At 63.0% G+C, this 12,894-nt stretch carries 11 protein-coding genes; 3 read left to right on the forward strand and 8 right to left on the reverse strand.

Going from position 1 to position 12,894, the window contains the following annotated elements:
- Positions 1-42 precede the first annotated feature (42 nt).
- The 8 genes from moeB to ndk all read right to left on the reverse strand — a co-directional run bounded on the left by moeB (position 43) and on the right by ndk (position 8,085).
- Complete coding sequence (gene moeB / locus ISP18_RS01845; protein WP_380016457.1) at positions 43-1,209, reverse strand: molybdopterin-synthase adenylyltransferase MoeB; 1,167 nt, start codon at positions 1,207-1,209, stop codon at positions 43-45.
- 49 nt (positions 1,210-1,258) lie between these two features.
- Entirely contained in the window at positions 1,259-2,659 is a 1,401-nt protein-coding gene (der, locus tag ISP18_RS01850) for a ribosome biogenesis GTPase Der (RefSeq protein ID WP_380016459.1), read from the reverse strand.
- A 15-nt stretch (positions 2,660-2,674) separates the two neighbouring features.
- Positions 2,675-3,874, reverse strand: a complete 1,200-nt coding sequence (bamB, locus tag ISP18_RS01855; protein WP_380016461.1) for an outer membrane protein assembly factor BamB — start codon at positions 3,872-3,874, stop codon at positions 2,675-2,677.
- The gene (locus ISP18_RS01860) at positions 3,871-4,521 is read right to left on the reverse strand and encodes a YfgM family protein (RefSeq protein ID WP_380016463.1); all 651 of its coding nucleotides are present in this window, start codon (positions 4,519-4,521) and stop codon (positions 3,871-3,873) included. Before ISP18_RS01860 ends, bamB begins: the two co-directional genes overlap by 4 nt.
- Before the next feature lie 176 nt (positions 4,522-4,697).
- Positions 4,698-5,741, reverse strand: a complete 1,044-nt coding sequence (locus tag ISP18_RS01865) for a helix-turn-helix domain-containing protein (protein ID WP_380016465.1) — start codon at positions 5,739-5,741, stop codon at positions 4,698-4,700.
- Positions 5,738-6,538 (reverse strand): type IV pilus biogenesis/stability protein PilW, encoded by an 801-nt coding sequence (gene pilW / locus ISP18_RS01870; protein WP_380016467.1) that lies wholly within the window; start codon positions 6,536-6,538, stop codon positions 5,738-5,740. The genes ISP18_RS01865 and pilW overlap by 4 nt, the downstream gene beginning before the upstream one ends.
- Positions 6,528-7,646 carry a 23S rRNA (adenine(2503)-C(2))-methyltransferase RlmN gene (gene rlmN / locus ISP18_RS01875; protein WP_380016469.1) on the reverse strand — a complete coding sequence of 373 codons (1,119 nt, stop codon included), beginning with the start codon at positions 7,644-7,646 and terminating at the stop codon, positions 6,528-6,530. The genes pilW and rlmN overlap by 11 nt, the downstream gene beginning before the upstream one ends.
- Positions 7,647-7,659: 13 nt before the next feature.
- On the reverse strand, positions 7,660-8,085 hold the full coding sequence (ndk, locus tag ISP18_RS01880) for a nucleoside-diphosphate kinase (RefSeq protein ID WP_380016471.1): 426 nt from the start codon (positions 8,083-8,085) through the stop codon (positions 7,660-7,662).
- Between the two features lie 234 nt (positions 8,086-8,319).
- Here ndk and ISP18_RS01885 point away from each other — a divergent pair, with 234 nt between their 5' ends.
- The 3 genes from ISP18_RS01885 (at position 8,320) to ISP18_RS01895 (ending at position 12,788) form a co-directional block, all read left to right on the forward strand.
- Complete coding sequence (locus tag ISP18_RS01885; protein ID WP_380016473.1) at positions 8,320-8,934, forward strand: TetR/AcrR family transcriptional regulator; 615 nt, start codon at positions 8,320-8,322, stop codon at positions 8,932-8,934.
- A 78-nt stretch (positions 8,935-9,012) separates the two neighbouring features.
- Positions 9,013-11,397, forward strand: coding sequence for a 3-hydroxyacyl-CoA dehydrogenase/enoyl-CoA hydratase family protein (locus ISP18_RS01890; RefSeq protein ID WP_380016475.1), 2,385 nt, complete (start codon positions 9,013-9,015; stop codon positions 11,395-11,397).
- Positions 11,398-11,579: 182 nt separating this feature from the next.
- The gene (locus ISP18_RS01895; protein WP_380016477.1) at positions 11,580-12,788 is read left to right on the forward strand and encodes an acetyl-CoA C-acyltransferase; all 1,209 of its coding nucleotides are present in this window, start codon (positions 11,580-11,582) and stop codon (positions 12,786-12,788) included.
- Positions 12,789-12,894 lie beyond the last annotated feature (106 nt).

Genomic DNA, 12,894 nt, shown 5'->3' on the forward strand with positions numbered 1-12,894 from the left:
GCGCATTATCGCCGATTCCGACGCGCAGGTTGGCGGTGATAATCAGCCGGCAGCGCAAAGGCGCTCGATGTCTTCGTATCCACGAAACTCCGCCGTTGCTCCGCAGCCCGGACAAGCCGGGTCGCGCGGTAGCCGCGTTTCGCGAAAGCGCATCGCCAGCGCATCGAACGACAGCAGGCGCCCGACCAGTGGTTCACCGATGCCAAGGATCAGCTTCAGCGCCTCGGTGGCCTGCAGCAAGCCGACGATGCCTGGCAGTACACCCAGCACGCCGGCTTCGCTGCAGTTAGGCGCATCGGCCGCGTCGGGCGGCTCAGGGAACAGGCATCGGTAGCATGGCGAATCGCTGCGACGCGGATCGAATACGCCGACCTGGCCGGTGAAACGTTCGACCGCGCCGTACACCATCGGCAAGTTCAAACGTCGCGTCGCTGCCGCCAGCAGGTAGCGCGCGGGGAAATTATCCGCGCCGTCGATCACCAGATCATGGCCGCTCAACAGGCGCTCCACGTTGTCGGCACGCAGGCGCTCGTTGTGCGTTTCCACCTTCACGCGTGGATTGAGCGCAGCAAGGGTGATGCGCGCGGATTCGGTCTTGGGCATGCCGACACGCGCGTCGGCGTGAATGACCTGCCGGTGCAGGTTAGAGCGCTCGACCCGGTCGTCATCGATCAGCGTAAGCCGCCCTACCCCAGCAGCCGCGAGATAGAGCGCAGCCGGCGCGCCGAGACCACCCGCGCCCAGCAGCACGATGCTGGCTTGCGCAAGCTTGAGCTGTCCGGCTTCACCCACCTGCGGTAGCCGCAACTGGCGTGCGTAGCGTTCCGCCGAGTCAGAGTCGAGCTGGGCGGCGCTAACAGGCAACCCCTCGGTTTTCCAGCGCTCGAAGCCGCCGGAGACGGAAGCGACGTTGCGATAGCCCATGCGTTGCAGCGCTTCGGCAGCGAACAGCGAGCGAACGCCGCTACCGCACAGCGTGAGTATTTCGCGCTCGCGATCGGGCTCCTGGCTTTCGATGCGCAGTTCGAGGAATCCGCGCGACAAAGGCAGCGCCCCGGTGGGCGATCCCGTGGCGCGCTCGTTGTCCTCGCGCACGTCGATCAGCAACGCGCCTTGCGCCTGTTTGCGCAGGGCTTCAGCGGGGGGAATCTCGGGTACGCGTTGGCGTAGCGAGGTCAGCCAGGATTCGCGGTCGAGGGGGGTATTCATTCGCGTAGTTTAGCGCGCCGCCATCCGTTCCCTGTTCCCGCAGGGAAGCTCATTTTTTGCGCCGCTTCATCTCGCTAATCATTCGCTGCCGCTTGCGTTGCTGCGCCTCGGTCAGCACGTTCTTCTTGCCCGCGTATGGATTCTCGCCATCGCGGAAGTCGATGCGGATTGGCGTACCTTCGAGCTTGTAGCGTTGCCGGAAGAAGTTTTCCAGATAACGGCGGTAGGCCGGCGCGATGTGCTTGGTGCGGCTGCCATGGATCACGATGGTCGGCGGGTTGCTGCCTCCGGGATGCGCGAAACGCAGCTTGGGTGCATGGCCGCGCACCAGCGGTGGCTGGTAGCCTTCGTAGGCGCGCTCGAGCGTGCGAGTGAGATCGGACGAGGCGAGTTCGCGCGTGGCCGAGGTGTGTGCACGCACAACCGCGCGCATCAGCTCGCGCAGGCCAGAGCCGTGCAACGCCGAGATGAACACCTGCTTGGCCCATTCGACGAAAACGAGCCGGCGTTCCAGCGCGCGCTGACATTGCTCGCGTTGGTAGGTATCCATGTCGTCCCACTTGTTGACGGCGATGACCAGTGCCCTGCCCTCGTCGAGCGCGTGGCCGATCAAGGTGAGATCCTGGTCGGCGAGGTTTTCGCGGGCGTCGATCATGACCACCACGACCTGCGCGGCAGCCATCGATTGCAGCGTCTTGATGACGCTGAATTTCTCCACGCCTTCGTCGACTTTCGACTTGCGACGGACGCCGGCCGTGTCGATCAGTGTGTAACGCTTGCCATCGCGCTCCAGCGGCACGCGGATCGGATCACGCGTGGTACCGGCGACGTCGGAAACGATCAGCCGGTTTTCGCCGAGCAGGCGGTTGATCAGGGTAGACTTGCCCGCATTGGGGCGACCGACGATGGCGACGCGAATGCTGCCGCCGTCTTCCGGCGCGAGTTCTTCGTGCGCATCTTCCGGCAGCAGCGGCAGCACCGCAGCGATCAGTTCCTCGGTGCCGCGGTTGTGTGCGGCAGACAGCGGCAGCGTCTGCGAGATGCCGAAGACGGCAAATTCCGCTAACGCATTCTGCTCGTCCAGGCCATCAGTCTTGTTGACCGCGGCGATGATGGGTTTGCCGCTACGGCGCAACTCGTCGAGGATGCTGCGATCCTGCGGCAGCAGGCCGTCACGTGCATCCACCACGAGCACTAGCACCTGCGCCTCGTCGATAGCGAGGCGCACCTGCTGCGCGGTGAGTGCGTCGATGCCTTCCTCGACACCGGACAAACCACCGGTATCGACCACTACAAACGGGCGCTCACCGGTGCGACAGACGCCGTAATGGCGATCGCGTGTGACGCCCGGCATATCGGCCACCAAGGCGTCGCGGCTGCGCGTCACCGCGTTGAACAGGGTCGATTTACCGACGTTGGGACGACCGACCAGGGCGATGACGGGTAGCACGAAACATCGATCCAGTTACTTCGCGCCGAGACGATAAGCGGCGATATGGCCCTGCACGTCTTCGATGTATACGAGATCACCGGCAACCACCGGCTGCGCGCGGACGGCCTTCTTCGATAGGCGCTCGCGGCCGGCCAGCGCGCCGTCGCCGGTCTGCAGCCAATGCACATAACCTTCGGAGTCGGCGACGACAATGTAATTACCCTGCACGGCCGGCGCAGTCAGCCAGCGGTATTTCAGATCGTCGTTCTTCCACATGTCGGCACCGCTGCTCTTGTCGAACGCCCACACCTGCGAGTCGGTGTTGACGCCGAACAGGCTGTTGCCGCTGAGCGCCAGCGAGGTGTAGGTGGAGAACGGACGCGCCCACAACGGACGGCCACTGGGGCCTTCCACGGCGGTGAGGTTGCCGTGATAGGCCGAGGCATAGAGCGTGCTGCCGTCGAGCACGATGCTGCCGTCGGCGTCATTCATGCGGTCGATGTCGGTACGGCCTTCACCGCTGGCGAGCTTCTGCTCCCACAGCTTGTCGCCGCTGTCTTGGCGTAGCGCCATCAGCTTGCCGTCGTCGCTGCCGAGGAACACTACGCCGTTGGTAACCAACAGCGGGCCGTTGCCGCGCAGGCTAAGCAGCGGCACATTGCCCTGGTCATTCACCCAGCGACGCTCGCCGGTGTTGCTATCCAGACCGTACACGCGGCCATCCTGCGTGCGCACGATGATGAGTGCGCCGGAGATCACCGGCGAATCGATCACTTCCGACGGTAGCGTGGCGACCCAGCGCTGACTGCCGTCTTTGGCGCTGAGGCCATAGACATGGCCGTCCAGCGTGCCGATGGCGAGCAGGTCGCCGGCAACCGCCGGGCCGCCGGAATAGAACGCATCCGGGCGCTTCTTGTCACCCCAGCCGAACCAGCCGTGCGTGCGGTTCTTCTTTTCCCACACAGTTTTGCCGGTGTTTGCGTCATAGGCGACCACCGCGCCGTCGGTGCTGGCGGCATAGAGCACGCCGTCCACCACGGTGGGCTCCATGCGCACGCCGCTCATGCCGGCGCCATGACCGACGCGGTCCTTCCACACGCGCGTGACCTGGACGGTCGGCTTGAAATCCTTAGCCAACGGCGTCGGCGGCTGGATGTTTTCTTTCTTGAAGGAATGACAGCCCGCCAGCGCTACCAGCGAGCCAGTCACTACGATCAGCCAAAAACGTTTCATGCACCCTGCTTCCCGGCCGTGGCCAGATCGTCGATTTTCATTTGCACTTCATTGTCCTGCGACATGTGCGGCCCCATCGCGCTCACTGCGGCCTGGTAGGCCTTGAGAGCATCGTCGCGCCGTCCAAGCTTGACCAGAGCATCGCCGCGTAGTTCCTGGCTTTCGATGGCGTAGCTGTTGGCCGGCATACGATCCAGCGCGTTCAGTGCTTCCTGAGCATCGCCCTTGCCCAATTGCACGTGTGCGATGCGCAACTCCACCAACGCCTTCAGCTCCGCGCTGGGAGCGTTCTTTTCAGCCCAGGCGAGCGAGTCGAGCGCCTTGTCGAACTGTTTATCTTCCGCCTGACGGCGCGCGCGGTCGCTGACGGCGAACAAGGCATAGGGCGTATCGGCGTAATCTTTCATGAGCTGCTGCGTGATCATGTCCACGGCGTTGGTGTTGCCGGTGTCGATCACGCCCTGCAACTGTTGATACAGGCCAGATGCCTGCACCTGATGCCCGGCGCGATGATTGCGCCACTGCTGGTAACCAAAGATGGCGATCAGGCCGATGACGACACCTACAGCGATCGACAGGCCATTCTGCCGCAGCCATTTTTGTACGCGTTCGCTCTGCTCGTAGTCGTCGTAAGCATTGAATGCCATGCAATCACCGTATCGCAAGAAACGCCACAAGGCGTCAGAAAAGGCGTTCGAGGGCCGCCGCAGTCCAGCGGCAGGCGGCGTTGCCGCACCCGGCGGGCGGGCAATGTGCAAGCATAACCGATCGAAGGGGGGTGAAGGCTATCAAACTCGCCTTCACCCGCCTGACAAAGGATCGCTCAGGCGCCAGCAGGCGTAGCCTTGCCGCCCTGGATGTCGACGCGGAAGTGCGCGATGTTGGAGCGACGGTAAGGGTCGAGCGTCACTGGCTGTCCATCGACACTCACCTGCGCGCCCGTGGCGTTGCCCAGGCGTACTTCCAGCGGCTGATCGCTGTGGTAGGTCTTGTTAGTGCCGGCGGGCAGCAAGCCGTATTCCAGGCGAGTGCCGTCCTTACCGATCACTTCCACCCAACTGCTGTTGGACAGGTCGAGCGTAAGACTGTGCGCACCGCTGCCGGCGGCCGACACTGCGGGTGCATTGCTGGCCGCAGGCGGCGTGATCGCCACGTCGGTGTCGAGATTGGGCACCGGCACCATCGAGGCCAGCAAAGGCTGCGTGGCGGCTGTGTGCGGTGTGGAGGCAGCAGCGGCAGGCGCCGTGTCGGGTGTTGTTGCCTGGGCGATCGCCGGAGCACCGGCGATGGCTTTAGCCGCGCTGCTGGAGGCAGCTGGCGGTGGCGCGTCCTGCTGCGCAACGGGCGTGGCGTCGAGCGGCGCAAGGCGGCTCATGTCACGCGTGAGCGTGCCGCGCATGCCTAGCCACACGGTAGGCACGGCGATCACCAGCGTCAACACGACGTAGGTCGCCGCCTTGGCGTATTGATCCAGCAAGTAGCGCGAATGCGATACGCCGCCGGTGGCCACCAGTTTCGGCTGAGCTGGCTTGAACTTGGCAACGATCGCTTCGATTTCGCTCTCATCGATGTCCAGGTAGCGCCCGTATTTGCGGAGGTATCCGCCGAGATACACCTGGTAATCGATGCTGCCTAAATCGTTGCTCTCCAGTTGCCGCAGCACGCGCACCGGCAGATGCAGGGCGTGGCCGCAGGCTTCCAGATCCAGGCCGCGTGCTTCGCGCGCCGCGCGCAGGCGCGAGCCGAAGCCGGGAGCATCGTTAAAGCGGAATTCGGCAGCGCTCTGTTCCATGTTCGCTGCGGCCGTGGCGTGCGTTTCGGAGGAGTTCTCCCCCTGCGCTGCCGGATTGGACTGCTCGGAAATCATGGGCGTACGGATGATTGAGTGATGGCCTGGGCCTGTTCCGATTCCGGGAACTGGCTCAGCAGCCGTTTGCTGTAATTCTGGGCAGCATCCATGTTGCCCAAACGGGACTCGATGTCATGGCCAAGCTTCAGCGCATCGGCATTGGGCTGACCCTGCGATTCGAAGCGCTGCAAGAACGCGATGGCGTGGAAGTAATCCTGGTTGAGATAAAGCACGTGGGCGAGCTGCAGCAACGCGTTCGCATTGCTCGGATTGCGCTGCACGGCCTGGCGGAGGCTGGCCTCGGCGCCGGTGCGATCGCCCAGTTGGAGTTGGCACAGACCCTGGTTGGTCAGCGCCACGTCCGGCGTTTGATAGAACGGATCGGTGATGGCCTTGGTGAAATACGGCAGGGATTCCTGCGCCCTGCCTGCATGACACAGAAACTGGCCGAGATTGTTGTTGGTGTCGCCCTTGTCCGGCTGCAGTTCCACCGCTTTGCGGTAATGGATCTCTGCATTGGGCATGTCGTTGATGCGCTCGTAGATGTACGCCATCACCGTTTGTGCCGGCACGTAGGTGGGATCTTCGCCTGCTGCGATCTTCACCTTCTCCAGCGCGCCTTCCAGGTTACCGATGTCGATGTAATGCTGCGCAAGCCGCGTGTGCACGTCGGCCGCGCTCTGCGCTTTTTGCTCCTTGGTCTGCGCGGGCGGATGCGGATCGGCAGGCGGCGGTGTCGCCGTCATCATCTGTCCGTGGCAACCAGCCAACAACGCTGCCAGACCGGTACCGAGCAAGATGCGATCACGCCGCATGAACAGCCCCCTCGTCCAGACGCTTGCGGAATTCGGCCTGACGGCGCGTGCGGTCCAGCACTTGGCCTTTCAGCTGGCCGCAGGCGGCGTCGATATCGTCGCCACGGGTACGGCGCAACATGGTGAGAATGTTTGCGTTGAGCAATTGCGTCTGGAACGCGCGAATGGTCTCCATGTCGGAGCGCTCGAAACGCGTCCCGGGGAAAGGATTGAACGGAATCAGATTGACCTTGCAGGTCGGCAGCTTGCGCATCAGCTTGATCAGCTGGCGCGCGTGCTCGGGCTGATCGTTCACGCCTTTCATCAGCGTGTACTCAAAGGTGATGGACGTGCGCGGCTTGCGCGCGATCCAGCGCTGGCACGACGCCATCAGCTCGGCGATCGGAAAGCGCTTGTTGAGCGGCACCAGTTCCGTGCGCAACTCGTCGTTCGCCGCATGCAGCGAGACGGCGAGCGACACGTCGATGCTTTCGGACAGCTTGTCGATCATCGGCACCAGGCCGGCGGTGGACAGCGTGACGCGCTTGGACGCGAGACCGAAGCCGAGATCGTCACGCATCAAGCTCATCGCCTTCACGACATTGTCGAAGTTGAGTAGCGGTTCGCCCATGCCCATCATCACCACGTTGGTGATGCGGCGGTTCTGATGCGTGACGTTGCCCAGATGCTTGGCCGCCACCCACATCTGGCCGATGATTTCGGACGTGGCGAGGTTGCGGTTGAAACCCTGCGTAGCCGTGGAGCAGAACTGGCAGTTCAAACCGCAGCCCACCTGCGAGGATACACACAGCGTGCCGCGCGTGGGCTCAGGGATGTACACCGCTTCGACGGCATTACCGCCGTCCATGCCCAGCAGCCATTTGTGCGTGCCGTCGACGGCGCCTTTATCGAACAGCGTCTTCGGCGGACCGATGTAGCAAACGGCTTCGAGCTTGGTGCGCAGCGCCTTGCCCACATCGGTCATGTTTTCGAAGTTGTCTTCCAGATGGTGATACATCCACTTCATCACCTGCTCGGCACGATACGGCTTCTCGCCGAGCTGCGCGAAAAACTCGCGCAAGCCCTGGCGATCGAAATCGAGCAGATTGACTTTTTCCACCTGGTTCACGTGCGTGTTGTCTTTAGCGCGGGAAAACTTCGGTTGTTGCGAAGAAATAGGCGATTTCGGTAGCAGCGTTTTCAGCGCTATCGGAACCATGCACGGCATTCGCGTCGATCGATTCGGCGAAATCGGCGCGGATCGTGCCCGTGGCGGCTTCCTTCGGATTGGTTGCGCCCATCAATTCGCGATTCTTGAGAATCGCATTGTCACCTTGCAGTGCCTGGATCATCACCGGGCCGGAGATCATGAATTCCACCAGTGCATTGAAGAACGGACGTTCGCGGTGCACTGCGTAGAAACCTTCCGCCTCTTTGCGCGAAAGATGCTGCATCTTTGCTGCAACGACTTTCAGGCCTGCTTTCTCGAAGCGTGCGTAGATTTCACCGATCACATTCTTGGCAACGGCATCGGGTTTGATGATGGAAAGGGTGCGCTCCAGCGCCATGCGGTCTGCTCCGGGTTATGCGGACTGGTTTAATGGGCGGCCTGACGGGACAACGTCAGAAAGGAAGATAGAACTAAATACGTATCGGAATGCGGATTTAGCTCACGAAAGTTTGACAGATTCTAGCCCATAAGCAACCCCGCTCCGAGCGCCGACCAAACGACTGTTTGACTGCTCGAGGGGGCCACGCGTATCCTCAAACGATCGTTTGATTCCGTCCAACAGGCGCGCCCCGTGAACAGCTCCGCTTCTACGAAGGAACGCATCCTGACCGCGGCCGAAGCCTTGTTCGCCCAGCGCGGATTCGAAGGCGCCTCGCTGCGCCAGCTCACCGCCGCCGCGGGCGTGAACCTGGCCGCGGTGAACTACCACTTCGGCTCCAAGGATCACCTGGTCGAGCAGGTCTTCAAGCGCCGCCTGGACCAGCTCAATGCCCGCCGTTTGGCCGCCCTCAAGCAGATTGCCGGACAACAGGAAACGACACTGGAGCACGTGCTGTCGGCCTTCATCCGCCCTGCCCTGGATCTGTCCTACGACGGCGGCGGCGGCCTGTTCATGCGCGTGCTGGCCCGGGCCTTCGCCGAGCACGACGACAGCCTACGCAAGTTCCTGTCGGAGAACTACGGCCACGTAATGCGGCAATTCACCGCCGAATTCGCCCGCCTTCTGCCCAACCTGAGCAAAGAAGAGCTGTACTGGCGCATCGACCTGGTCACCGGCGCCCTGACCCATGCCATGTCGGGCTTCGGCATCATCCAGCGCAAAAGCGACGTCAGCGAAGTCATCCATCGCGAACAGACGGCCGAGCACCTGATCCGCTTCGCCGTCGCAGGTCTGCGCGCACCCTGATTTTTTTTGTCATCGGGAGGCCATGCGCCTCCTGCACCCACTTTTTCATCTGCTACGCATTCGTACTTGGAGAACCCAATGACCGATTCATCACCGAAGTCCGCGCTACGCATCCGCAAGGCCGCGGTGCTCGGCGCCGGCGTCATGGGCGCGCAGATCGCCGCGCACCTGACCAATGCCGACGTCGAAACCGTGCTGTTCGACCTGCCCTCCAAGGAAGGCCCCAGGAGCGGCATCGCACTGAAGGCCATCGAGAACCTGAAGAAGCTCTCGCCAGCCCCGCTGGCCGACGGCAACCGCGCGGCAGCCATCATCCCAGCCAACTACGAGGAAGACCTGGAAAAGCTCAAGGACGTAGACCTGGTGATCGAAGCGATCGCCGAGCGGATGGACTGGAAGCTGGATCTCTATAAGAAGATCGCCCCATACGTGTCGCCGACCGCCGTACTGGCCAGCAACACCTCGGGCTTGTCCATCAACGGCTTGGCCGAAGCGCTGCCGGAAGAGATGCGGCACCGCTTCACCGGCGTGCACTTCTTCAACCCGCCGCGCTACATGCACCTAGTCGAATTGATCCCCACCCGGCTCACCAACGCCGGCGTGCTCGAAGGCCTGGAAGCCTTCCTCACCACCACAGTCGGCAAGGGTGTGGTCTATGCGAAGGACACCCCGAACTTCATCGGCAACCGCATCGGCGTGTTCTCGATGCTGGCCACCATGCATCACACCGAGCAGTTCAAGCTCGGCTTCGACACCGTGGATGCGCTGACCGGCCCGGCCATCGGTCGCCCGAAGAGCGCCACCTATCGCACCGCCGACGTAGTGGGTCTGGACACCATGGCGCACGTGATCAAGACCATGGCCGACACCTTGGCTGACGACCCGTGGCATCAGTACTTCAAGGCGCCCGTGTGGCTGAGCGGACTAATCGAGCAAGGCGCGCTGGGCCAGAAGACCGGCGCCGGCTTCTATAAGAAGGCCGGCAAAGACATCGCGGTACTGGACGTTGCCAAGCGGGACTACGTTGCCTCCGAACAAAAGGCGTCGGATGAAGTTTCCGCCATCCTCGCCATCAAAGATCCGGCCGAGAAGTTCGGCAAGCTGCGCGCGTCGAGCGATCCGCAGGCACAGTTCCTGTGGGCGACGTTCCGCGACCTGTTCCATTACACGGCCTATCACCTGGCCGACGTTGCTGATACTGCGCGCGACGTCGACTTCGCCATCCGCTGGGGTTACGGCTGGAAGCTCGGTCCGTTCGAAACCTGGCAGGCGGCCGGCTGGCAGCAGGTGGCGAAGTGGATCCAGGAAGACATCGACGCCGGCAAAGCTATGAGCAAGGCGCCGCTGCCGACGTGGGTGACGGACGGCCGCGCCGGCGTGCACGGCAAGAACGGTTCGTACTCGGCTTCTGCCAATGCCGACAAGCCGCGTTCGCAGCATCCTGTCTACAAGCGTCAGCTGTTCCCCGACGCGATCCTTGGCGAGCGCTTCGACCAAGGCACCACGGTTTGGGAAAACGACGGCGTCCGCCTCTGGACGCTGGGCGATGACGGCATCGGCATCATCTCGTTCAAGACCAAGATGAACACGGTCAACGATCAGGTGCTCGACGGCATTCAGCACGCGATCGGCGTTGCGGAAGAAAAGCTCAAGGCCGTGGTGATCTGGCAGACCGGCGAGCCGTTCTCTGCTGGCGCGGATCTGAAGGGAGCGCTCGGCCTGCTGCAAGGCGGCAAAATCAAGGAATTCGAGGCGATGGTCGCCAACTTCCAGCGCACCAGCATGCGAGTCAAACATGCACTGGTGCCGGTGGTGTCGGCCGTGCGTGGCCTGTGCTTAGGCGGCGGCTGCGAATTCCAAATGCACTCGGCGCGCACCGTCGCGTCGCTGGAAAGCTACATCGGCTTGGTCGAAGCCGGCGTCGGCCTGTTGCCCGCCGGTGGCGGCCTGCATGAGCTGGCCATTCGTGCTGCACAGAGCAACCCCAACGATCCGTTCGAATCCTTGAAGAAGGTGTTCGAAACGGTGGCCATGGCAAAAGTCTCCGGCAGCGCGCTGGAAGCCAAACAGCTGGGTCTGCTGCGCGAAAGCGATGTCGTTGTATTCAATGCCTATGAGTTGCTCTACGTCGCCAAGCAGGTGGCCGGCTCGCTCGCTGAAAGCGGCTGGCGCCCGCCGCTGTACGCACGCAACGTTCCGGTGGCCGGCGACGTCGGCACCGCCACGTTCAAGGCTTCGCTGGCCAACCTTCAGGCCGGTTACTTCGCGTCCGAACACGACGTGGCGATCGCCTCGCGCATCGCCGACACACTGTGCGGCGGTGCGATCGAACGCGGTTCGCTGGTGGATGAGGAGTGGCTGCTCCAGTTGGAGCGCAAGCACTTCGTGGAGCTTGCGCAGACCGAGAAAACGCAGGCGCGCATTGCGCACACGATGACCACCGGCAAACCACTGAGGAACTGATCGGCGCGGGGAACGGGAAACAGGGAACGGGGAACATGCAGATCCCGTTTCCAATCCCCTCCCCGGAAAAGTTAAAGGAAAAGGAACAGAGAAAGCAGGCCGTGCCGGCAGCCATACGCAAGCGCCCTACGCACGTTCCCCATTCCCTGTTCCCCGTTCCCACCCCATTGAGACCTTGAGCCATGACTAACAAACAAATCCAAGACGCCTACATCGTCGCCGCCACCCGCTCGCCGGTCGGCAAGGCGCCTCGCGGCGTATTCCGGAACACCCGTCCCGACGACCTGCTCGCCCACGTGATCCGCGCGGTGATGGCGCAGGCACCCGGCATCGACCCGCATCGCATCGGCGACGTGATCGTCGGCTGCGCCATGCCCGAGGCCGAGCAAGGCATGAACGTGGCGCGCATCGGCCTGCTGCTGGCCGGCCTGCCCGATACCGTGCCAGGCGTCACCGTCAATCGCTTCTGCTCGTCCGGCTTGCAGGCTGTCGCTCAGGCGGCTGACCGCATTCGACTGGGCGAAGCGGACCTGATGATCGCCGCCGGCACCGAAAGCATGAGCATGGTGCCGATGATGGGCCACAAGGTGGCGATGAATCCGGCCATCTTCGACAACGAGCACATCGGCATCGCCTACGGCATGGGCATCACCGCCGAGAACGTCGCCAAGCAATGGAAGGTTTCGCGCGAAGCCCAGGACGCCTTCGCCGCCCAAAGCCACGAGCGAGCGCTCGCCGCGATCAAGGCCGGCGAGTTCAGGGACGAGATCACGCCGTTCCAGCTCGATGATCACTACCCCGATCTCGTCACGCGCAGCATCAAGACCGACAGCCGCGTGATCGACACCGACGAAGGCCCACGCCCCGGCAGCACAGCGGAGGTGCTGGGCAAGCTGAAGACGGTGTTCCGCAACGGCCAGTTCGGCGGCTCGGTCACCGCCGGCAATTCCTCGCAGACCTCCGACGGCGCCGCCGCCGTGCTGCTGGCCAGCGAGCAGGCGATCAAGGAATACGGCCTCACCCCGCTCGCCCGCTTCGTGGGCTACTCGGTGGCCGGCGTGCGCCCGGACATCATGGGCATCGGTCCGAAGGAAGCGATTCCGAAAGCGCTCAAGCAAACCGGCATCCGGCAGGACCAGCTCGACTGGATCGAACTGAACGAAGCCTTCGCAGCGCAAGCCTTGGCAGTGATCGGCGACCTGGGCCTCGATCCCTCGAAGGTAAATCCGCTCGGCGGTGCCATTGCCCTGGGCCATCCGCTCGGCGCCACCGGTGCCGTGCGCACTGCGACGCTGGTGCACGGCCTGCGCCGCCGCAAGCAGAAGTACGGCATGGTGACGATGTGCATCGGCACCGGCATGGGTGCTGCTGGCATCTTCGAAGCGGTCTGATCTTTACCGCGAATGCCCCTCTCCCCATTTTTCTTTTCTCTTTCCTCAAGGGAAAAGTGGTGGGGAGGGGGACGAATTTCACGAAATCGAGGGTTCATTCGTCGTC

Origin of the sequence: Dyella humi (assembly GCF_044904605.1) — a bacterium.
GTDB classification, from domain to species: domain Bacteria; phylum Pseudomonadota; class Gammaproteobacteria; order Xanthomonadales; family Rhodanobacteraceae; genus Dyella_B; species Dyella_B humi.

Coding starts and splice junctions, on each gene's coding strand:
- moeB (WP_380016457.1), bottom strand. CDS start 1,209: ATGAATACCCCCCTCGACCGCGAATCCTGGCTGACCTCGCTACGCCAA.
- bamB (WP_380016461.1), bottom strand. CDS start 3,874: ATGAAACGTTTTTGGCTGATCGTAGTGACTGGCTCGCTGGTAGCGCTG.
- ISP18_RS01860 (WP_380016463.1), bottom strand. CDS start 4,521: ATGGCATTCAATGCTTACGACGACTACGAGCAGAGCGAACGCGTACAA.
- ISP18_RS01865 (WP_380016465.1), bottom strand. CDS start 5,741: ATGATTTCCGAGCAGTCCAATCCGGCAGCGCAGGGGGAGAACTCCTCC.
- pilW (WP_380016467.1), bottom strand. CDS start 6,538: ATGCGGCGTGATCGCATCTTGCTCGGTACCGGTCTGGCAGCGTTGTTG.
- ndk (WP_380016471.1), bottom strand. CDS start 8,085: ATGGCGCTGGAGCGCACCCTTTCCATCATCAAACCCGATGCCGTTGCC.
- ISP18_RS01890 (WP_380016475.1), top strand. CDS start 9,013: ATGACCGATTCATCACCGAAGTCCGCGCTACGCATCCGCAAGGCCGCG.
- ISP18_RS01895 (WP_380016477.1), top strand. CDS start 11,580: ATGACTAACAAACAAATCCAAGACGCCTACATCGTCGCCGCCACCCGC.